At 40.3% G+C, this 19,252-nt stretch carries 23 protein-coding genes, 1 tRNA gene and 1 pseudogene; 14 read left to right on the top strand and 11 right to left on the bottom strand.

All coding sequences use genetic code 11. The annotated features are described in order from the left end of the window. The first annotated feature begins 20 nt into the window (after positions 1-20). Positions 21-500, top strand: coding sequence for a 23S rRNA (pseudouridine(1915)-N(3))-methyltransferase RlmH (rlmH, locus tag HMPREF0623_RS06400; protein ID WP_004166396.1), 480 nt, complete (start codon positions 21-23; stop codon positions 498-500). Between the two features lie 187 nt (positions 501-687). On the opposite strand, the gene HMPREF0623_RS06395 is transcribed toward rlmH, so the two are convergent. Both HMPREF0623_RS06395 and HMPREF0623_RS06390 read right to left on the bottom strand, forming a co-directional pair. Then, the gene (locus tag HMPREF0623_RS06395; RefSeq protein WP_004166395.1) at positions 688-945 is read right to left on the bottom strand and encodes a hypothetical protein; all 258 of its coding nucleotides are present in this window, start codon (positions 943-945) and stop codon (positions 688-690) included. Between the two features lie 164 nt (positions 946-1,109). Further along, positions 1,110-1,337 (bottom strand): DUF454 family protein, encoded by a 228-nt coding sequence (locus HMPREF0623_RS06390; RefSeq protein WP_002829364.1) that lies wholly within the window; start codon positions 1,335-1,337, stop codon positions 1,110-1,112. 169 nt (positions 1,338-1,506) lie between these two features. Here HMPREF0623_RS06390 and HMPREF0623_RS06385 point away from each other — a divergent pair, with 169 nt between their 5' ends. Then, a complete protein-coding gene (locus tag HMPREF0623_RS06385; RefSeq protein ID WP_229056247.1) occupies positions 1,507-1,896 on the top strand; it encodes a GNAT family N-acetyltransferase in 390 nt (129 codons plus the stop codon). A 205-nt stretch (positions 1,897-2,101) separates the two neighbouring features. Here HMPREF0623_RS06385 and HMPREF0623_RS06380 read toward each other — a convergent pair whose 3' ends face one another. The 5 genes from HMPREF0623_RS06380 to HMPREF0623_RS06355 all read right to left on the bottom strand — a co-directional run bounded on the left by HMPREF0623_RS06380 (position 2,102) and on the right by HMPREF0623_RS06355 (position 7,585). Beyond that, entirely contained in the window at positions 2,102-2,818 is a 717-nt protein-coding gene (locus HMPREF0623_RS06380) for an ABC transporter permease family protein (protein WP_002832636.1), read from the bottom strand. 646 nt (positions 2,819-3,464) lie between these two features. Continuing rightward, positions 3,465-4,652 carry an acetate/propionate family kinase gene (locus HMPREF0623_RS06370; RefSeq protein ID WP_004166392.1) on the bottom strand — a complete coding sequence of 396 codons (1,188 nt, stop codon included), beginning with the start codon at positions 4,650-4,652 and terminating at the stop codon, positions 3,465-3,467. Positions 4,653-4,734: 82 nt separating this feature from the next. Continuing rightward, positions 4,735-6,105 (bottom strand): NAD-dependent succinate-semialdehyde dehydrogenase, encoded by a 1,371-nt coding sequence (locus HMPREF0623_RS06365; RefSeq protein WP_004166390.1) that lies wholly within the window; start codon positions 6,103-6,105, stop codon positions 4,735-4,737. Positions 6,106-6,410: 305 nt separating this feature from the next. After that, on the bottom strand, positions 6,411-6,833 hold the full coding sequence (mscL, locus tag HMPREF0623_RS06360; RefSeq protein WP_004166389.1) for a large-conductance mechanosensitive channel protein MscL: 423 nt from the start codon (positions 6,831-6,833) through the stop codon (positions 6,411-6,413). Positions 6,834-7,264: 431 nt separating this feature from the next. Next, positions 7,265-7,585, bottom strand: a complete 321-nt coding sequence (locus tag HMPREF0623_RS06355) for a DMT family transporter (RefSeq protein ID WP_002829375.1) — start codon at positions 7,583-7,585, stop codon at positions 7,265-7,267. 243 nt (positions 7,586-7,828) lie between these two features. Between HMPREF0623_RS06355 and HMPREF0623_RS06350 the strand changes: the two genes are divergently transcribed. The 6 genes from HMPREF0623_RS06350 (at position 7,829) to HMPREF0623_RS06325 (ending at position 13,473) form a co-directional block, all read left to right on the top strand. Further along, positions 7,829-8,800 (top strand): LacI family DNA-binding transcriptional regulator, encoded by a 972-nt coding sequence (locus tag HMPREF0623_RS06350; RefSeq protein WP_004166388.1) that lies wholly within the window; start codon positions 7,829-7,831, stop codon positions 8,798-8,800. Positions 8,801-9,007: 207 nt separating this feature from the next. Beyond that, positions 9,008-9,325: a PTS sugar transporter subunit IIB gene (locus HMPREF0623_RS06345; protein ID WP_002829377.1), complete on the top strand. Its 318-nt coding sequence runs from the start codon at positions 9,008-9,010 to the stop codon at positions 9,323-9,325. After that, positions 9,315-10,574 (top strand): PTS sugar transporter subunit IIC, encoded by a 1,260-nt coding sequence (locus HMPREF0623_RS06340; protein WP_004166386.1) that lies wholly within the window; start codon positions 9,315-9,317, stop codon positions 10,572-10,574. The genes HMPREF0623_RS06345 and HMPREF0623_RS06340 overlap by 11 nt, the downstream gene beginning before the upstream one ends. A gap of 3 nt (positions 10,575-10,577) precedes the next feature. Beyond that, positions 10,578-11,672 (top strand): DUF871 domain-containing protein, encoded by a 1,095-nt coding sequence (locus HMPREF0623_RS06335; RefSeq protein ID WP_036671351.1) that lies wholly within the window; start codon positions 10,578-10,580, stop codon positions 11,670-11,672. Positions 11,673-11,692: 20 nt separating this feature from the next. After that, positions 11,693-12,028: a PTS lactose/cellobiose transporter subunit IIA gene (locus tag HMPREF0623_RS06330; RefSeq protein ID WP_004166384.1), complete on the top strand. Its 336-nt coding sequence runs from the start codon at positions 11,693-11,695 to the stop codon at positions 12,026-12,028. Between the two features lie 212 nt (positions 12,029-12,240). Continuing rightward, entirely contained in the window at positions 12,241-13,473 is a 1,233-nt protein-coding gene (locus tag HMPREF0623_RS06325; protein ID WP_004166383.1) for an alpha-L-fucosidase, read from the top strand. Between the two features lie 80 nt (positions 13,474-13,553). Here the strand turns inward: HMPREF0623_RS06325 and HMPREF0623_RS06320 are convergent, their stop codons facing one another. Both HMPREF0623_RS06320 and HMPREF0623_RS06315 read right to left on the bottom strand, forming a co-directional pair. Continuing rightward, entirely contained in the window at positions 13,554-13,931 is a 378-nt protein-coding gene (locus tag HMPREF0623_RS06320; protein WP_004166382.1) for a DUF805 domain-containing protein, read from the bottom strand. A 74-nt stretch (positions 13,932-14,005) separates the two neighbouring features. Beyond that, positions 14,006-14,311 carry a hypothetical protein gene (locus tag HMPREF0623_RS06315; protein ID WP_002829385.1) on the bottom strand — a complete coding sequence of 102 codons (306 nt, stop codon included), beginning with the start codon at positions 14,309-14,311 and terminating at the stop codon, positions 14,006-14,008. Positions 14,312-14,724: 413 nt separating this feature from the next. On the opposite strand from HMPREF0623_RS06315, the gene HMPREF0623_RS06310 reads away from it, so the two are divergent. From HMPREF0623_RS06310 to HMPREF0623_RS09435, 5 genes and pseudogenes are all read left to right on the top strand, one after another. Further along, entirely contained in the window at positions 14,725-15,435 is a 711-nt protein-coding gene (locus HMPREF0623_RS06310) for a hypothetical protein (RefSeq protein WP_004166380.1), read from the top strand. Further along, entirely contained in the window at positions 15,428-15,976 is a 549-nt protein-coding gene (locus tag HMPREF0623_RS06305; protein ID WP_036671350.1) for a GrpB family protein, read from the top strand. Before HMPREF0623_RS06310 ends, HMPREF0623_RS06305 begins: the two co-directional genes overlap by 8 nt. Positions 15,977-16,015: 39 nt before the next feature. Then, positions 16,016-16,261 (top strand): annotated as a pseudogene (locus tag HMPREF0623_RS06300) (YbaK/EbsC family protein); the annotation flags it as partial. Positions 16,262-16,266: 5 nt separating this feature from the next. Next, positions 16,267-16,500, top strand: coding sequence for a zinc-binding dehydrogenase (locus HMPREF0623_RS09440; protein ID WP_081219226.1), 234 nt, complete (start codon positions 16,267-16,269; stop codon positions 16,498-16,500). A gap of 88 nt (positions 16,501-16,588) precedes the next feature. After that, positions 16,589-16,729 carry a helix-turn-helix transcriptional regulator gene (locus HMPREF0623_RS09435; protein WP_004166376.1) on the top strand — a complete coding sequence of 47 codons (141 nt, stop codon included), beginning with the start codon at positions 16,589-16,591 and terminating at the stop codon, positions 16,727-16,729. A 33-nt stretch (positions 16,730-16,762) separates the two neighbouring features. On the opposite strand, the gene HMPREF0623_RS06290 is transcribed toward HMPREF0623_RS09435, so the two are convergent. Both HMPREF0623_RS06290 and HMPREF0623_RS06285 read right to left on the bottom strand, forming a co-directional pair. Next, a complete protein-coding gene (locus HMPREF0623_RS06290) occupies positions 16,763-17,782 on the bottom strand; it encodes a hypothetical protein (protein WP_036671348.1) in 1,020 nt (339 codons plus the stop codon). Between the two features lie 111 nt (positions 17,783-17,893). Then, positions 17,894-17,966 (bottom strand) — tRNA-Lys (locus HMPREF0623_RS06285). A gap of 395 nt (positions 17,967-18,361) precedes the next feature. Here HMPREF0623_RS06285 and yycF point away from each other — a divergent pair. Next, a complete protein-coding gene (gene yycF, locus HMPREF0623_RS06280) occupies positions 18,362-19,063 on the top strand; it encodes a response regulator YycF (protein WP_002829394.1) in 702 nt (233 codons plus the stop codon). Positions 19,064-19,252: the final 189 nt, after the last annotated feature.

Raw genomic sequence — 19,252 nt, 5'->3', positions numbered from 1 at the left:
GGATTGGATGTGGATAAACGGTGAATATCAAAATTATTGGTGTGGGAAAGTTAAAGGAGAAATATCTGAAACAGGGGGTTGCAGAATACGCCAAACGACTTTCTAAATTCTGCAAATTTCAAATTATTGAAGTCCCGGATGAAAAAGCGCCCGAAAGTTTAAGTGACGCCCAGATGGAAATGGTTAAGGAAAAGGAAGGCAAACGCATTTTAGCTAAGATTAAGGACCGTGAATACGTCTTTACCCTAGAGAGTAAGGGTAAGGAGCGTTCTTCAGAAGAGCTGGCCGAAGAGATCGCGAAATTAACCACGTATGGACATTCAGACATCACCTTCGTTATTGGCGGTTCGCTGGGTTTAAGCCCAGCAGTAATGAAACGAGCTGACACGGCAATTTCATTTGGACGTTTCACCCTGCCACACCAGCTGATGCGGTTGGTGCTGACGGAACAAATTTACCGAGCCTTCATGATTCAATCGGGGAGCCCGTACCATAAGTAAATAATAAATTAAGAGGCAGAGAAAAAATCCTTGGTACGTTGTCTTTAAGGGGACCAAAACGCGCGCCCAAAAGGCAGTTTATTTTACTTAATTCAAAAACGACTATTAAGCCTGAATTTGGCATAATAGTCGTTTTTTAATTGGTGCCCATAAATTATCCGGCTTTTGTTATCAGTGCTTAATTTACTTATTGCGGGTCGTATTTAAACCATAAAAAGTAGTAGATTGCATTCGCCGTTAAAAAAATTACGGCGAGTCCCGTACCAATAAAGGCGATGGTGGTTTTAGCACTGAGAGTGAAAAGCGGAATGAACAGTAGGGAAAGGAATAAAATAAAGCAGCTGGCGATGAACCAGGAAGTTACCGAACGTAAGATTGCATAAACAATTTTTTGTTCACGTTCGTCGTCGCCAGGGTAGAAGAACTGATTATATTTAACGCCCATGGATTGATGGTGGTGGCGTTGGATGGCTCCGCCAACCGTGGTAATTTTGAAAAAAGAACCGCTCCTAGTACTATTCCTAGAAGCGGCTTTTTAAATTAAATCAAGTCATTTAAACAAATTCTGAAGTTCAATTTAAGTTAATTTAAGCTGACCAAATCGGCTATTTAGTGCAACCAGTGCTCTAAAAGCGGAAACTTAGTTTCTAACCATACCATTAGTTTAGTATGTACGATTCGTTGATGCAGCTCGGGAGAGGCTTTTTTTAAGCAAAAGAATGCTAAAATGAAAAATGGAGTGCCGGGCATGATTGGCAACACCGCGCCAATAGCGCCTAAAATTACGTTAAAAATGGTGGCCGCGACCCAAAAAAAGCGCGAAATTGCAAATGTCATCTAAATCAACTCCTTCGACTCTAAAAATAGCACCTTCAGTTAACAAATACGAGCAAAAGGCTGAATTATTTAGCATTCCTTAATTACTTTTAAATTTTCTGAAAGAAGGTCGATCTAAATTAAAATTCATCGGTTAAAAAACATTACTGAAGTTCAATTGAACCAAATTATGGCAATTTGGTTGGACGGAAATTTATCTGCGCACCATTTTGTGGATCCCCAATACTGGAAGCAAAATCAAGGGGCAGTGGAGGCGGCAATGCGACAGGCAACGGTTTACGTTGCTGAGGACGAGCGCTGCATTCGTGGCTTTGCGGGGCTACAAGAAAACTATCTGGCGGGGATTTTTGTGTCTGCTGATGTGCAAGGACAAGGAATTGGCGGCCGGTTAGTGACGCAGCTCCAACACGATTACTCTGAACTTAGTTTGGCAGTATATGATCAAAATCCGGCGGCAATTCGATTCTATTTGAGTCATAATTTTCAAACTATTAAGCGGCAAATTGATGAAGCAGCGCAACAACCAGAATTAATAATGCAATGGCGTCAAGGACTCTAAAAGGTTTCGTGGTGTTGAATTTAAGTAGGTTCAAAACGTGCGCCAAAGGTCAATTTGTCCCCCTTAAACCCCAAATCGACTATTATGCCAATAATTAGCATAATGGTCGATTTTTAGTTAATGCTTACAAATTTTCCGGATTTTGTCCCGTTTCCTTTTTATTAAGCGTGCTAAGTACTAACTTTTAGCACTTCTTAGCTTAGGATCAAGCAGCTTTTACTCGGACACTACCAAGTAAGAAGACCAGGATGAAACATGCCGTACTAGCTAAGATTGGCCAGTATAAAACGGAAACCCAATCAAGGGAAAAATAGGCAACGTCAAACACCCGGTTTTTCACAAAACGGATGGCGGCAAAGAATAGCAAGTTAAAAATTGCCATCAAAAAGCCAACCGTCAAGCTATACAGAGCTCCTTCTTGAATTTGTTCCAATAAAATATCACCGGGAGAGTAACCTAAAATTCTCAATTGCGTGAAATCTTGATTTGCAATGTTTCTTTCCATAATGGTTAAGGAAATCATATTGCCGGCGACGATAATTAAGGTGGGGCCCAGATAAATCAGTAACACGAGGAACACCCCAGTAAGGCTCCGGACGCGTTGCATGTTAAGCAATTCCAAAACTAGATGAAGAATCCCTGAAAGAAGCAGCAATGCGATTAAAAAAGGTTCAATTAGGGTAGTTAATCGTGAGGAATGGCGGTTAACTCGATAAAACGCGGTATTTAGCGTCCGCGTACCTAGTTTACGCACTCCATAGTAAATTAAACGGAGACTGAGCTTGATTAAGTGATTGCCAACTAGCCAAACCAAAGTGGCGGTAAGGAACAACAGTAGCTGAAAAGTATCGGTAGGTTTAATATCGTTGGTAGCAAAGTAGATTTGGTAGTACTCCCAAAGGATCCCTGAGATGGTTAGCACAACCACGATGCCGAAAAAACAGTTTTCAGAATTTTCAAAAAGCGGTGTTGCTTGGTATTTTTCATTTTCATTAAAGTGCGGTAACTATAAAGAAAGCTTGAAACGTAGGTGATGATTGAGGTGAGTCCCCAAACTGCGCAGAACGAATTTAACTGGTAATTGATTACAACGGAAGGAATGTAAGTTTTTCCCGCTTCGTTTTGAATGAGGTGGTACATTTCTTGAGCTAAGGGAAGGGCCAAAAAATAGCCTATCAAAGTTCCTAATGAACTAACTAAAACCATCTGTACCGCGGTAATTTGAGCTAATTGGGCGGGGTTAGATCACAGTTATCTCTATTTAAAGTCAATAGGAAATATCAAAGGAATGTTAATTAGACAAAACCAAAAGAGCGTGGAACAAGTTTACGGCGTAACTAAAAATCGACCACTATGCCTGAATTGGGCATAATGATCGATTTGGGATTGAACGGAATAAACTAACTTTTGGCGCACGTCTTGACGCTATTAAAGCCAAAATTATTTTTCCAAAAAAGTTTCTTTGGGGAAAAGAATTTTTTTAGTTTTTCCGATTCTTTAGGCTTAAATTTTAATAAATGAAGTAACAAAAACCAATCCAGCGCTTCTGCCGGCACACTTTAGGGAGATTAATTTGCCAAACGTTGAACGTCTCGTACAATCATTAATTCTTCGTTAGTAGGAACGACTAACACGTCTACCGCGGCATTGTCAGGGCTGATTTTCCGTTCTTTGCCTCGGACGTCATTGCGGGAGGCGTCGACTGCCAAACCAAAGTAACTAAGTTGGTCAGCAATTTTTTGGCGTACTTCAATCGCATTCTCTCCGCAGCCTGCGGTGAAGACAATTGCGTCTAAACCGCCAAGTTCTGCAACGTAGCTTCCGATAAAACGGACAACTCGATTAATGAACATATCTAAAGCCAGTTGCGCTTGGGGGTTGGTAGGTGCAGCTTCTTCCAGATCCCGTTGGTCGGGAGAAAGCTGGGAGATGCCTAATAAACCTGATTTTTGGTTGAGAATGTCAACGACTTCTTCTACGCTAATTTCTAATTTCTCAGCTAGGAAAGCCACGAGGGAAGCATCCAAATCGCCTGCTCGAGTCGCCATCATTACCCCGCCTAGCGGAGTGAAGCCCATCGAAGTGTCGATAACCTGACCCTGGTCGAAGGCGGTGATTGACGAACCGGATCCCAAATGGCAGGTGATTAATTTTAGGTCTTCTAACGGCCGACCGAGCATTTCGGCAGCCCGTTGGGCAACGTAACGGTGGCTAGTTCCGTGCGCACCATATTTCCGCACACCGTACTCGGTGTAATACTCGTAAGGAATGGGGTAAAGGTAGTTTACTTTTGGCATTTCTGCGTACAATGAAGTGTCGAAAACGGCTACTTGTCGCGCTTTAGGCAATAGCTGCATGAAAATCTCAATATAGCGCGCCTCAATGGGGTTGTGCAGCGGGGCGTACTGGGAGAGTTCCTTAATCTGAGCCAAAACTTCATTGTCTACTAAGACAGAATCTTTAAAATACTCACCCCCAGCGACAACGCGATGACCAATTCCGCTAATTTCGTGAAGATGTTCCACGGCCCCTTGATCTTTTAGGTACGAAAGCACCATGGTAGCTGCTAAATCGTAGGTAATATTATCTTGGGTAATGCGGTACTTTTCTTGCCCGGGTTGTTGAGCAGTAAAAACGGAGGCAGGCAAATCAATTCGATCAACCAATCCGCTCGCTAAGATTTGCTCATCAGGCATGGAGAATAATTTCCATTTCAAAGTTGAACTACCAGCATTAATAACTAATTCTTTTAACATACGTCATTCCTCACTAACTCCGACAATTTTAAACGAACTGATGAATCCGCTTACATTTTAATAATAAACGATTTAACGATTTTTATCCATCAATAATCGTCTTAGCGTTAACAAATTCGCGAATTCCCAGGTCACTTAATTCCCGTCCGTAGCCTGAAAGTTTTACGCCCCCAAACGGAAGGCTTGCGTGTGAAGTTAGCATTTGGTTAATGGCGACTTGACCAGTTTCGATTTGGGAAGCGAGCTTTTCAGCACGGTCTAAATCGCCAGCAAAGACGGTACCGCCTAGTCCGTGTTGTGAGGCGTTTGCGAGCTCAATTGCTTCTTCGTCACTGTCGACTTTATAAACTTGTGCAACTGGACCAAAGAGCTCTTGATCATACATCGGATTGTCGGGTTGCATGCCACTAAGAATCAACGGGTGGAAACTAGCGCCAGGCCCTTCAAACGGCGTATTGTCGCCCCAAAGCAATTCAGCACCGCCGGCGATGGCCATATCAACTTGTTTTTGTAGTTTTTCTTGGGCAGACTTGGAAGAAAGTGGCGCAAGAGTCGTTTTCGGATCTTGGGGATCACCAATTTTTCGTTTAGCAAACTCTGCGATTAGTCCGTCTAAGAACTGGTCGTAAACTTTTGAATTGATAATGAATCGTTTAGCGGAAGTGCAGACTTGTCCAGCGTTAGTTAACCGGGCTTTCGCGCCAACTTTAATTGCCTGGTCAAGATCGGCATCTTCCGTAACGATGAACACGTCGGTTCCGCCTAGCTCCATGGTTGATTTCTTTAGGTTCGCGCCAGCTTCGGCCGCAATCTTCTTTCCGGCGCCTTCCGAACCAGTTAAAGCGACTCCTTGAACACGTGGATCAGCAATGATGGTGTTGACTTGGTCATAGTTGATCAATAAGTTTTTGAAAGCTCCGGTAGGGATACCGGCTTTTTGGGTAACCGTGGCAAAGGCATCGGAACAATCCGGAATTATGCTAGGATCCTTCAATAAAACGGGGTTTCCCACCATGAAATTAGGAGCAAATACGCGCATGATTTGGGTGTACGGGAAGTTCCAAGGCTCAACTAATAAAATTGCCCCAATGGATTGGTATTTAACGTGAGCGCGAACGCCCGGAACGTCATTGTAGGGGATATCTTCCAATAGTTTAGCGGCGTTTTGGGCGTAGTATTCCGCAAACTCAATAGTTTTTTTAACCTCTGCTTGTGCTTCGGTGAAAAGCATTCCCATGTTGGTAGTGATTAAACGGGCGTAGTCATCGAGATTTTCCCGGAAGGTGTCCGCAATTAATTGTAGTTTCTCAGCTCGTTTTTCGATAGGTTGAGTTTTGGCAAGTTGGTAAAATTCATCGGCATTTTTTAAAGCAACTTCGACCTCTTGATCAGTGGTGCTTGGATATGTTTGAATTAATTTTCCAGTATATGGATTTACAGATTGGTATGCCATAAAAAAATCAGCTCCTTTTTCGTTATGGTTCTATTGTGCAAAAGAATGCGCTTACATTCAAGTAATATCGCTTATTTGGTAAAAAATAAATTTAAGCTCTTTTACGTGGAGGGAAAAGTGTGGTTTTTGGTATATCCCAAAAACCCGACTGAGGTTCTTCATTTTTCGACCTCTTTTAAGGTCGCTTTCAGTTAGTTAAATGAACTTAAATTTAAGTTCAGCATTCCTGAATTGACGGTAATATAAAACGAGACCCTGTAATTTCCAGAGTCTCGTTTTGAAGGTTAAATTAAGTTAGCAATCGACTACTTTTCACTGGTATTAGACTGTTCACGAACTTGTTCAAGTAAGCCGGGGTCCTTGACCAACGCATCACGGATTTCTTTTAAATAAATTTCGCTATTATCAACTTCATCAGTATTTTCTTCCTCTTCAGCTTTCGTAGGTACAAATTTATTAACGGTTTTTACGATAATAAAGACTACAAAGGCGATAATTAAAAAGTTAATGACGGCGTTGATGAAGCTCCCAAATTTAAAGGTAGCGCCGGCCACCTTGAATGACCAGTCTGAAAAATCAATTCCTCCGACGAATAGGCCAATTAATGGGTTAATTAAATAGTTGACCAACGCTTTGACGATTGAAGTAAAAGCACCACCGATGATAACCCCAACGGCTAAATCAAGGACGTTTCCACGTGAAACAAATTCTTTAAACTCCTTAAGCATATGTAGTACACTCCCTATTTTTAGATGGTGCCGGCACTTTGCTTTAATCGGCCGGCAATAATTTTAACTTTGGATAATTTCCTTCGTTAATTACCACTTCTAGTTTAACATGGTCAGCCATAATTTAAGTGGCGGACGAATTTTACCAATTTAGTAAGGATTAAAGTGGCAAATCAAAAAAGAGGCTGAAAAAAACTAAAGAAATGCTTTTCATGGATGAAAAGATTCTTAAAAAGTCGTTTTGGTGTTTTGCCTTCAATAAAGCCAAAAGTCAGTTGGTTCCACTTAACCAAAAATTGACCATCATGCCAAATTCAGGCATCATGGTCAATTGCTCGCAAACTATCCGACTTTGGTCACACCCTCTTTGAATTAAGCGGAACCTGTCGCCCTTTGAAGCTAGTAAATTAAGCGAGTCTTTCTATTTAATCTTAATTTTCACCGTAAAAACTAAGAATCACGACCCCCACAATGATGAAGAAGATTCCTAAAATATTGCCTAGGTTGATCGGTTCCTTCCAAAAAAGGAAGGCAATCACGGCAGTTAGCAAAATGCCAATACCTGCCCACACTGCATACGCAATGTTTAGGTTAATCGTTTTTAGCGAAAGCGAGAAAAAGTAAAAGCAAATTCCATACGAAAGCAACGCAGAAATGCCGTAAACGGGACGCGTAAAACCGGCCGACGCCTTTAATAAATTATCTCCAATTAATTCACCAACGATGGCAAATGATAAATACATATACCCCATATCTTTGACCTCTAATTCGGATTTAACCCCTTCATCATAACAGAAATTATTAAATAAAATGTTAGTTATAAAAATTTAGCGGGTGAAATTTTATGCGGGTTGGTGATTAGTAAATTGAAGCGAAGCTGTTGAAAACTAACAAAGTTCTAAAAGACAATTCAACAAATCTATCTCAAAGCGGGTGGTAGTTTGATACAATCAACTTAAAAACATCACAGTACGAGATGATTTAGGAGGATTGAAATGGCGACGGTTAAAGATGTGGCGTTACGGGCAGGAGTCTCATTGGGTTCAGTTTCAAATTATTTGAATGGTAAAAGATTAAAGCCCAAGACTGCTAGTCGAATCAAAAAAGCCATGGATGAACTCGATTATCATCAAAATATTATTGCAAGTGGGTTAAAGAAGAACAAAAGTATGTCGATCGGGATCGTAGTAAATAGTTTAACCGACTTTTTTTCAATGTCGATTGTATCCGAAATTGAAAATTACGTAGAAAATTATGGCTATAGCATTATTATCTGTGATTGCCGAGAAGATAAACAACGTTTTGAAGAAAAGATCGAGTTCCTGTTAAACCGCTCGATTGACGCAATTGTGGTCTTTCACCAAGACGAAAGTTCTCCCATGTTGGAAAAAGTGGTGGAGCAAGCCGTACCGATTGTAGCAATTGACGCACCGATTCATGGGATTCAATCCGACGTGGTTTTAGTTAATAATTATGAGTCATCGCGGGAAGGCGTGGTGGATTTAATTAACCGCGGTTACCAAAAAATTGGCATTATCTCAGGGCAGCCTCGGAATTACATTTCCCGAGAACGCCAGGGCGGTTATGAAGATGCTCTAAGAGAACACGACTTACCCATTAATCAGCAGTATATTTGGCAAGGAAACTATACCATTCAATCAGGAGTGGAGGGGACAACCCGCTTACTTACTAAGCACCCGGAAATTGAGGCGCTTTTCGTGATCAATTATTATATGTCATTAGGTGCGTTAAAGGCCTTAAGACAAAATTTTTCAAAAAGACACGTTGAAATGCTAGTGTTTGACCACTTTTTTGTTAACGATATTTTTTACCCATCAATTAGCTCGATTGAACAACCGGTCGCCACGATTGGAAAAACGGCGGGACGACTATTGATCGAACGTTTGGTAAAGGGTAAGGAAGGCAATTATGAAACTATTTATTGTAAAAATAGCCTACGTACTTAGACAGCGCTGATGGCTTTAAGGACGGATTGGCAAATAAAAGTAGGCAATTAAGTTTGCAAAATGTTTTTTGAAAGCGCTTGCGTTATTTGGAGGGGCGTGTTATTATTTCGGTGAAAATGAAACGATTCAAAAGAAGGTGGTGTTTAGCAGGAAATTTTATTTTCACCCTAAAAATGAAACGTTTCAAATTTAAAGGAGGAATTTATCATGAACATTTTATTAGCGTGTGGTGGTGGGATGAGTTCGTCAATTTTGGCGGAAGCTTTGAGCAAGGAAGCCCAAAACAACGGAGTTACTTGGGAAGTTAACGAGTCTAGTATTGACCGTGTCGAAGACGACTTACAAGAAAAGGATTATCAAATTGTCCTCCTCGCGCCCCAAGTTTCGTTTAGGAAAAAATACATCGCCGGATTAGCTGAAGAAAAGGGTGCTAAATTAGTGCTGATTCCAATGACGATGTACACTCCTGCAAAGGCAAAGGAACTGTTTCAACTAGTTAATAAGGAGGCTGACCATGAACTTTGATACAATTTCCGAGAAAATGGGAGCGGTGGCCAACAACCGCTACTTAACCGCAATCCGGGATGGGATGGCTGTAATTATTCCCGTTTCAATTATTGGTTCGTTCTTTACAATTTTATTGAATTTACCAATCGATGCTTGGAAAGCATTTATTCAACCCTATGCATCCATGTTGTCAATTCCAATGTACTATTCCATCAGTTTGATGGCGGTCTATTGTGTATTCTCGATTACTTCTAGTTTATGTAAATTTTATGATTTAGACCCAGTTTCTACATCCGTCTTAGCTGAAATGTCATTTTTTATTTTAGCAATTGTTCCAAACGTTTTAAATGCTAAGACAGCCGGAATGGAGCCAGGAACTTACCTTCCATTGGCAAATATGGGAGCTCAAGGACTGTTTACCGCAATCCTGTGTGCCATTTTTTCAGTAGAAGTAGTGCGGTTCTTCTATAAAAAGAATTTAATTATCAAAATGCCAGAGGGCGTACCAAGTGCGGTGGGGAAATCGTTTAGCGCATTAATGCCTGGGGTAGTAATTATCGTGGTGTCGTTCGTTCTAAAAGAAATTTTGAAGCTGGACGTTAATGGAATTTTGACCTGGATTTTCTCGCCGATCGGCTACTTTGGTCACGACACCTTCCTTTCTGCGGTAATCCCGGTATTCTTGATTACCATTATTTGGCTCTTCGGGGTGCACGGAATGGTTATTGCCACCCCAATTCTGTATCCATATTGGTACGCTAACCTCAATGCCAACACTGATGCAATCGCACACGGCGGCGCACCAGTTCACTTTATGACGGAACAATTTTTCCAATGGTTTGTTTGGGTTGGTGGAGCCGGAGCCACCCTTTCCTTAGCGATTCTACTGGCATTTTTCAGTAAGGCCAAGTTTAGTAAAACGATGGGGGCGGTCACCATCATTCCGGCCATTTTTAACATCAACGAACCGTTGATTTTTGGGATTCCTATCATTATGAACCCTTATTTTGCGGTACCGTTCGTACTTGCACCAACGGCAATGGCGGCAGTTACCTATTTAGCAATGAAATTGCACATGGTCGCGTACACGACCGCAGTGGCACCGTGGACGTTACCAGGCCCAATCGGAGCGTGGATGGCGACCGGATTTGACTGGCGAGCAATCGTTTTATGTATAGTGAATATTTTGATTTCGATGGTGATTTATTGGCCATTCTTTAAGGCATACGATAAAAACCAACTTAAATTAGAGAAAGTAGATGACTAGGTGATGTTTGGCATATCAGTTTACCCAAGTAAACAAAGCACAGCAGAATGCGTCACGTACATTGATAAAGCGGCTGATTTAGGTTATCAGCGTCTATTTACGAGCTTAATTGAATTGGAAGGCGATCCAGAGGAAACCATTGCTCGTTTTAAAACGGTGATTCATCACGCTAAGCAACGAAAGATGTGGGTGAGCTTAGACGTAAATCCAAGTTTGTTTCAAAAATTGAACGTTAGCTACGATGATTTGTCCTTTTTTAAAGACCTAGGAGCCGATATTTTACGATTAGACATGAGTTTTGACGGGATGCCGGAATCATTGATGACCTATGATGAGCACGACCTTACGATTGAAGTAAATATCAGTAATGATACTGGCAACGTCGCGAACATTTTGACTTACCGACCACTAAAATCAAAAATTATTGGGTGCCATAACTTTTACCCGCAACGTTATACCGGATTAGATACCGAATACTTTTTGCAAACAACCCAGAAGTATAAAGAAATGGGCTTACGAACGGCAGCATTTGTTTCATCCAACGTTGCCACGCAAGGTCCCCATCCCTACAATGCGGGGCTGCCAACTCTAGAAATTCATCGGGGGCGGCCAATTGTCGAACAAGTGCAATATTTAATCAGTACTAAATTAATTGATGATGTAATTATTGGCAATGCTTGTGCTAGTGATGAAGAACTTGCCCAAGTGGCAAAGCTAAATCAACAGTTGCCCGAGTTCTTGATTCAATTTACTCCAGGGACTACGGAGTTAGAAAAACAAATTATTTTGAATAATTTACATTTCAACCGCGGAGATATTAACAGCTACGCAATTCGGTCGACCTTTGTTAAGTTGAAGTATCGTCAGGTCAATATTCCGGTTAATAACGCGAAGCATCAACTGACCCGAGGAATGGTAACGATTGGTAACGATGATTTTGGACAGTATAAGGCAGAGGTGAACATTGTTAAGCAACCGATGGAAAATGCTGATGAGCTTAAAAATGTGGTTGCTACAATCGTACCGAATAATCAAGCGTTGATTGACTTCATCCAGCCTTGGGACAAGTTTAAGTTTATCGATGCGGACAAGTTTTAAATGGAAACGGGGAATTTGATTTGGAAGGTTTAGAAGAAATTTGTTTTGAAATAATTAGTCACTCGGGCCAGTCGAAGGGCTTACTGATGGAAGCGGTGACCGATTCGCGAGCGGAACATCCAGACTATTCGGCAATTGAAACGATGCTAAAAGATGCTCGAGACGAGTTGAAGGTTGCTCAAAAAGCGCATTTGAAGGTGTTATCCGACTTTGCACAATCGGGGCAAGGAGACGCGGTTAATCCGCTATATATCCACGCGGAAGACCAGATGATGTCAGCAGAAATCTTCCTGGACTTACTTAGTGAACTGATTACTACTAATAAGGAACTCCAAGAAATAAAGCAACAGCTTTAAGATAACTGCAATTGAGGTTGTTTTAGGTTGGATTTGAGGTTCAATTGAACTTCAGAATCAGTTTAAAAATGAATTTAACGCAGTTATTCAATAAGCTAATAAAAATACGTTCCCGTTCTCGCTTTTAACGATTAACTAAACTATAAGGACATTTTTAAGCCGGTTAATCTATCAAGACAGCTGGAACGGGAATTTTTATTGAGGTAAATTTAATGATGGTAGAAGACAAGATTTTAAATTTTGAAAAGATGGGTTTAGGGTTATTTATTCACTGGGGTCTCTACGCGCACTTTGCGGAAGGTGAATGGGCGCAAAATATTTTAGAGGTTCCAAATTACTCGCAAGCCTTTACACATTTCAATCCCGATCCTAAGAAAATTCGACAGTGGGTTACCCTGGCAAAACAAAATGGTTTTAAGTACATCGTGTTAACGGCTAAGCATCACGACGGTTTTTGTCTGTTTGACACTAAGGGAATTTCTGAATTTGACAGCATGCACACGCCTTTTAAAGCAGATGTCATTAAGATCTTTGTTGATGAATGCCACCAACAAGGAATCGCTCCGTTTTTGTACTTTGCCACCTATGATTGGCATAATCCTAAATATACTGCGGACTTTCCGGGATACCTTGCAGAGTTAAGGCAGCTAATCCGACTTTTGGCAACGAATTACGGAGAAATTGGTGGTTTTTGGTTTGACGGTAATTGGGACAAACCGAATGCAGATTGGCAGACGGACCAGTTATACAGCGAGATTCGCCAACTTCAACCTCAAGCAATGATCACCAATAACACGGGCCTAGAACAGCAAGGAGTTAACCAAGGTGAGGCTGTGGATGTCCTAACCTTTGAGCGCGGTAATCCACAAAATATTAAACATGAGCAGCACGGTCGGTACTTTGCTGCAGAAACTTCGATGACGCTTAATCGCCATTGGGGTAACGCAGAAAATGATTTAGATTACGTGGCTGCTCGCCAATTAATTGAACAAATTTGTCAATCTCGTAAAGTAGGAGCCAACTTACTAATTAATATCGGGCCTCAATTCGATGGTTCAATTGATTTACCAAGTCAAGCGCTTCTTGAATTGGTCGGCAAATGGATGCGAGTTAACGGAACGGCAATCACAGCCACCGCTAACGAAACTCACCCAACGTATATCGCTGAGAATAACGATAAAAACTTCATTAAAGGTGATTATTTGTTTGTTACTGGTCTGCAGAACATAGGGAACCATAACGTGGTGCTGGGTGGCGAACAGGCACAGGAAATTATCTTTCAAGGGCAGATGCCCCAACGAAAAATTAAGCGAATTGTTTGGTTGGATAATGGGCAATCCGTGGATTTCCAACAAAGTTCAGATGAGCTAAAAATACTTGCTGACAGTTTCCGATACGGCACGCACCTAGTAGTACGGGTAGCCCAAATCACTTTTGTAGATTAAGCTATATTCAACAAACTAAAACGAGACTTAGGGAAAAATTCCCCTAAGTCTCGTTTTTAAAATAGAATACTGAAGTTCAATTAAGCGCGTTGCCCATCCCAACGGTTAGGCCTAGATGGTAAGATCATTAAAATAAAGAACCAGATTGTTCCAATTAGCGGAATGAGGTCAATTAGGACCCACCACCCTGAACGATCCGTGTCGTGTAAACGACGGAACTTAAGTGATAAGGTTCCCACCCAAACGATCAAGGTAACGATTTGTACCACTACGTTAGTGCTTAGATCCCGCCAGTTATAAATATCATCGATGGGATGCCCCATTAATTTTGTGATGATACTAACTGCTAAACCGCCGATGATGTAGTTAATAATTACTGGCCACCAATATTCGGCACGTTTTGCAGTACCAGAAAAATCAAATAAATTATTCCAGAATTTCTTGTATGCAGTTACCATAAAATGTTTCCTCTCTAAGTAAATTTAAAATTAATACCAGCTTTTTAAGTCTTCAGTTCGTTGGACATCGTTGTTTAAAAGTCGGTGAAAATAACGGAATTAATTCCAGATAAATTTAATCCGTATAGAAATAAAACTAATCCATTGATCACCAGCGACATGATAATAATGCCATAGCGAATCGTTAGGTAACTATAGCCTGCCGGTCGCCAAGCGGTAAAGCGGGGACCCCGATAGCCGATTGCAATTAATAATAAGCCAATCGTAATAATTATTTGAATGACGGTTCCCACTACGTAAATTGGGTTACTAGGATGATTTAACTGGATGAAGTAAGTTCCGAGAGCTAAAAAATCCAGAAAACACGCAAATAATGGCATAAGCTTCTCCTTAATTTAACTTAATTATTAAGTACAATTGAAGTTCAAAAAACACCAACAATTAATTATTGCACTATTTTTACCAATCTTAAAGAAATATGATAATGCTGGAGTTTTCTTAATTATAAGGGGTACGAGTTTTAATAGCGATTTTTATGCTTGTAACGATTAGTAGCTATAAATATCCCGAAAGAATTAGTGATGAAAGTTTTAATAAAGTAACGACGATTTCTTTGATCTAGAAAAGCATTTTGAAGAAAATAGATGGCTGGAGAAGCCTAAGGAAGTGTCAATCAGGGGAGTGGTGCTTGGCAAATTTTTGGTTAAGTAAGTAACCATACCTAATTATTTAGGTGAGCTCTATTATTTCGAGCGGTTTGTGTTAAATTGGACTTGAAGAACAGCAAAAATGTATGGAGGAAAAATCTTTGGAAATCGAAGATGAGATTTTAGGAAACTTGAAACCGGTTAAGCAACGGTTGCTAAAGTATGGTTTTCAAGAAAAAGACGGTCAACTAGTTTTTACTAAGAAAATTATTAACGGTGATTTTTCGGTGAAAATTAGCATAGCCCCCACTGGACAAGTTACGGGGCACATTTTTGATTTAGCATTTGGCGATGAATACACCAATTTCCGAGCAAAATACGTGGCTGGAGAATTTGCGGGTAAGGTTCGTGAAACCTATGTAGCACTTTTAAAATCAATTGCTGACCAATGTTTCACGTTTGATGATCATGCGCACGTAGGTCAAAAGTGGATTGTCCCTGCAAACCCTAAATATTTTGATGTGGATAAGGCGTTTCGTGAAAATAGCACCATTATTTGGAAACAGACCAGTAATATTAAGGTGAACGACCTGGTGTACCTTTACGTCACGTCGCCGATTTCGGCGATTAGGTACAAGTGTTTGGCTGTGGAAGTTAACATTCCGCAAAATTACCGGGATGCCAATATTAAAATGAATAAGGCGATGCGGATTCATTTGATAAGGAAATATGACAAAACCCAATTTGCGCTCCCCGTTTTAAAACAGTACGGGGTCACCACGGTGCGGGGACCGCGGCACATGCCCAAGCAGTTGACGCATTACATGCAAGTACAAGAGGGTGATGGCGATGAGTAATTCACTATCCGATTTGTCGTTAGAAGAACTGTGGCAACTTTTTCCAATCCAGCTGGTTGCTCCTCGACCAAAATGGCAAACTTGGTACGCAGAAGAAGAACGGCGTTTAAAGCACCTGCTCCCGGCCAACGCGGCAATTAGCCACGTAGGAAGTACGGCAATTGCTAATATTTGGGCCAAACCCATTGTCGATATTTTAGTGGAAGCTCCTCACGCCAATCATGCAACGATTAAAGAAATTTTGGAACAAAACGACTACATTTGCATGGCGCAACGGGAAAACCGGAGTGATTTTAATAAGGGATACCTGCCCCAAGGTTTTGCCGAGCGAGTTTTTCACCTTCATTTGCGGGTGCCTGGAGATAATGATGAAATATATTTTCGGGATTACCTAAATAATCATCCCGAAATTGCCCACCAGTATGAAGAATTAAAACTGGCGCTTTGGAAGCCTTATGAATACGATCGTGATGGCTATACGGCCGCCAAGACCGAGTTTGTAAAGAAGTACACGCAACTAGCTAGAAGGGGCAAAGTTTAAGAAGCTATTTAGTTTTAGGTTAAAATAAGAGGTCTATCAATGAAAACAAGTCAGCCAGTTCAAGCAAAGTTAACCGAACTCAACATTCCGTTTGAAATTGTCAATCATCCGCCGGCAACGACTACCGCAGAAGCGGATAGTTATATTAAGGAGATTTCGGGAGTTCGCACGAAATCAATGTTTTTAACTAATCGCCGGAAATCCGCGTACTATTTATTAATTGTGGACGATCAAAAGCACTTAGACATGCATAAGTTTGCGGAAATCGTGGATGAAAAACGTCTACCAAAATAACTAAACTAGCGCGCCAGGCGAAGGCAGATTACAGCTTTTGGTTTATGCGCCCGGATGGCAAAATGTTAGCCCAAATCACCCAGTTAGTTGAAGAAAACAAATTGAAACCCATTATTGACTCAACTTTTACCTTTAACCAGATTCAAGCGGCTTTAGATTATTCTAGAAAAGGGCATGCACGGGGAAAAATTGTCATTGATATTAATCAGGATTTAAGCAAGGAAAAATAGTAATTAGGGTTAGAAGCGGCGGATGTAACACGATAATCGCGTTACATTTGGCGCTTTTTTTATTAATCTGGAAATAAATGAGGACGTGATGGAATTTTCGAAGGTGTTGAAAAAACGTAGAAAAGAACTCCAAATTACTCAACAGGCTTTAGCGGACCGGTTATTTGTCACGCGACAGACGGTTTTGCGGTGGGAGAATGGATTAAGTTATCCTAATTTAGAAGGGTGATTTTTAATTAGCTGACTGCGAGGTTAATAATAGTTAGTAAATAAGTTCTGAAAAATCATCATCAATATTGGGTATAACCCAGGAATTTATGGTATTTCTTTTTTCTGCATCGATTATTTCTATCTTGTAAGGTAGTACCTTAGGAACGTGGTTTTTTCTATATATACATGCATCAACACTTCCAATTTTGAATAGTAAAAGCATGGTGTTAATATCTTTTTTTTGAAAACTATTATTAACAGTAATTAAGTAGCATCTTTTACCTAAACCACCTATCTGAATATTAGTGATGATATGTTTGTCAAAACTTAACGAAGAGTACTTGATCTTTTTGAAGAATAGCTCAATGAAATGTTTAAAAAGAGAACGAGCTGTTTTCTTTGTGGAAAGGAAATTTTCCATAACATCAAATTGACCAATATACTGCCATGCAAAGAGGAGGGGGATATTCAACGTCCAAAATATAAAATCAGAAAAATAATCTAGTAAAATTAAAAAAGTGTCTCTTGAATCCAAATCCTTAATTAGCTCCAAGAATGAATGGGTGATAGTAAACAATAACAAAATAAAAAGGCAAAAGTTACAAAAAGCTTTGACACTAGTTATATCTTGTTCTTCGGATACCACTTGAAATATTACTAATAAGATTAAAGTGATGTTCAATATTAATTCTCCTATAATCGAAAAATTATAGGTATCAGTTATGAATGCTAGTATTCCGGTTAATGTAAAAGAACTAAGCAAATAATGCTTAATGATTGATTGATTTTCTACACTATTTATTTTTACAACTGTCGGTATTATAGAAAAGACTACAATGAGGATGTAATCTTTAATCATCCACAAGTCAAGGTTCTTTTTGAGTAAAACAAAAGATAAAATACACAGACAAATAACTTGATAGCAAAAAAGTAACCTAAATGCTGGTTCTTTAATTACAAGTATAACGGCTTTACACAGGCTACTAAAGGGTGCTCTCAGGTTTTTAGAACAAAGCATGTAAATAATTGATAAGCCTACTAAAATAGTAATTGAAATCTCTCGGTTACTCAAAACGCAATCAACCCCACACAAATAATTAAGAAAAGATAATATTGTTGGTAACAAAAAAATCAGCAACCACGGCCTGACGCAGCGTGATTGCTGATTAGTGTGTCTATGTAATGGGTGGTCAGGGGATCGAACCCTGGACCCACGGATTAAGAGTCCGTTGCTCTGCCAGCTGAGCTAACCACCCATGTGATTGATGTCCTCATCAACTCGACTTAAATATAGTAGCATGAAAAAAAAATCATGACAACACTTTTTTTGAATTTTTTTCAAAAAAAGTTAAAAAAAGTGAAATTTTAGCTAATAAGGGGCTACGAGAGCGTTATCATTCAAATTTGAGCGCATGTGGTATAATTGACAGAAACGAATGGGATAGACCTTTGCCTAAAAAATGGCAAAAAAATCCGCAACTTTTTTTGAATTTGTATTTATATGGACAAAATCGGATTAGTAAATTTGGTTGACGGTAGCTTAATGTGAAATTGAAGCACTAAGCCGGTGACCAAACGTTTGAAAATTAATTAAGTGTCTGTCCCAACTTCTTACAACTAATGGCAGATATATCTTCTGAGGAGGGCAAACATGCCAAAAATTTTAGTAGTAGATGATGAAAAACCAATTTCCGACATCGTCAAGTTTAATTTAGATAAGGAAGGTTACGATGTGGTAACTGCTTATGACGGCGAAGAAGCGCTAGAAAAAGTAGAATCCGAGGAACCGGACCTAATCCTATTAGACTTAATGTTGCCAAAAATTGATGGGTTAGAAGTTGCTCGCCAAGTGCGGGCCAAACATAACATCCCAATCATTATGGTAACCGCTAAGGATTCGGAATTGGATAAGGTTGTTGGATTGGAACTTGGTGCGGATGACTACGTTACCAAGCCGTTCTCCAATCGGGAACTGGTAGCGCGGGTAAAAGCTAACTTGCGTCGGCAGGATCAATTCCAACAAAGCAATGAAGAAGTAAAAAATAATATTAAGATTGGTCCACTAGTAATTAATTCGGATTCGTATTCGGTAACTCGGGACGGTGCGCAATTAGATTTGACGCACCGGGAATTTGAATTGCTACATTATTTGGCACAACATACGGACCAAGTGATGACCCGGGAACATCTCTTACAAACGGTGTGGGGCTATGATTACTTTGGCGACGTGCGGACGGTTGACGTAACGGTGCGGCGGCTGCGCGAAAAGATTGAGGAAACACCAAGTAATCCGCAAATTTTGGTAACGCGCCGAGGAGTAGGATATTACTTGAGGAATCCGGAAACAGACTAGAGTGTTCAATTCTCCCGGGTAGTCTTTGAGGATTAACTGGATTTTAGACTTAATCGCGACCAGCGATTGGGTCTAAAATTTGGTTAACTGCAGAAGGCTGGGAGACTTGAACATGTTTCGGCTATGCAGCAGCGAAATTTAGTTAACCGCAAGAAATCGGGTTGCAAAACTCATTTCAACTAATTTAAC

The organism is Pediococcus acidilactici DSM 20284, assembly GCF_000146325.1.
Classification (GTDB): domain Bacteria; phylum Bacillota; class Bacilli; order Lactobacillales; family Lactobacillaceae; genus Pediococcus; species Pediococcus acidilactici.
This window is presented reverse-complemented; position numbering and strand designations above follow the sequence as displayed.

Coding starts and splice junctions, on each gene's coding strand:
- HMPREF0623_RS06395 (WP_004166395.1), bottom strand. CDS start 945: ATGGGCGTTAAATATAATCAGTTCTTCTACCCTGGCGACGACGAACGT.
- HMPREF0623_RS06390 (WP_002829364.1), bottom strand. CDS start 1,337: ATGACATTTGCAATTTCGCGCTTTTTTTGGGTCGCGGCCACCATTTTT.
- HMPREF0623_RS06385 (WP_229056247.1), top strand. CDS start 1,507: ATGGCAATTTGGTTGGACGGAAATTTATCTGCGCACCATTTTGTGGAT.
- HMPREF0623_RS06370 (WP_004166392.1), bottom strand. CDS start 4,652: ATGTTAAAAGAATTAGTTATTAATGCTGGTAGTTCAACTTTGAAATGG.
- HMPREF0623_RS06365 (WP_004166390.1), bottom strand. CDS start 6,105: ATGGCATACCAATCTGTAAATCCATATACTGGAAAATTAATTCAAACA.
- mscL (WP_004166389.1), bottom strand. CDS start 6,833: ATGCTTAAGGAGTTTAAAGAATTTGTTTCACGTGGAAACGTCCTTGAT.
- HMPREF0623_RS06355 (WP_002829375.1), bottom strand. CDS start 7,585: ATGGGGTATATGTATTTATCATTTGCCATCGTTGGTGAATTAATTGGA.
- HMPREF0623_RS06350 (WP_004166388.1), top strand. CDS start 7,829: ATGGCGACGGTTAAAGATGTGGCGTTACGGGCAGGAGTCTCATTGGGT.
- HMPREF0623_RS06345 (WP_002829377.1), top strand. CDS start 9,008: ATGAACATTTTATTAGCGTGTGGTGGTGGGATGAGTTCGTCAATTTTG.
- HMPREF0623_RS06340 (WP_004166386.1), top strand. CDS start 9,315: ATGAACTTTGATACAATTTCCGAGAAAATGGGAGCGGTGGCCAACAAC.
- HMPREF0623_RS06335 (WP_036671351.1), top strand. CDS start 10,578: ATGTTTGGCATATCAGTTTACCCAAGTAAACAAAGCACAGCAGAATGC.
- HMPREF0623_RS06325 (WP_004166383.1), top strand. CDS start 12,241: ATGATGGTAGAAGACAAGATTTTAAATTTTGAAAAGATGGGTTTAGGG.
- HMPREF0623_RS06320 (WP_004166382.1), bottom strand. CDS start 13,931: ATGGTAACTGCATACAAGAAATTCTGGAATAATTTATTTGATTTTTCT.
- HMPREF0623_RS06315 (WP_002829385.1), bottom strand. CDS start 14,311: ATGCCATTATTTGCGTGTTTTCTGGATTTTTTAGCTCTCGGAACTTAC.
- HMPREF0623_RS06310 (WP_004166380.1), top strand. CDS start 14,725: ATGGAGGAAAAATCTTTGGAAATCGAAGATGAGATTTTAGGAAACTTG.
- HMPREF0623_RS06305 (WP_036671350.1), top strand. CDS start 15,428: ATGAGTAATTCACTATCCGATTTGTCGTTAGAAGAACTGTGGCAACTT.
- HMPREF0623_RS09435 (WP_004166376.1), top strand. CDS start 16,589: ATGGAATTTTCGAAGGTGTTGAAAAAACGTAGAAAAGAACTCCAAATT.
- yycF (WP_002829394.1), top strand. CDS start 18,362: ATGCCAAAAATTTTAGTAGTAGATGATGAAAAACCAATTTCCGACATC.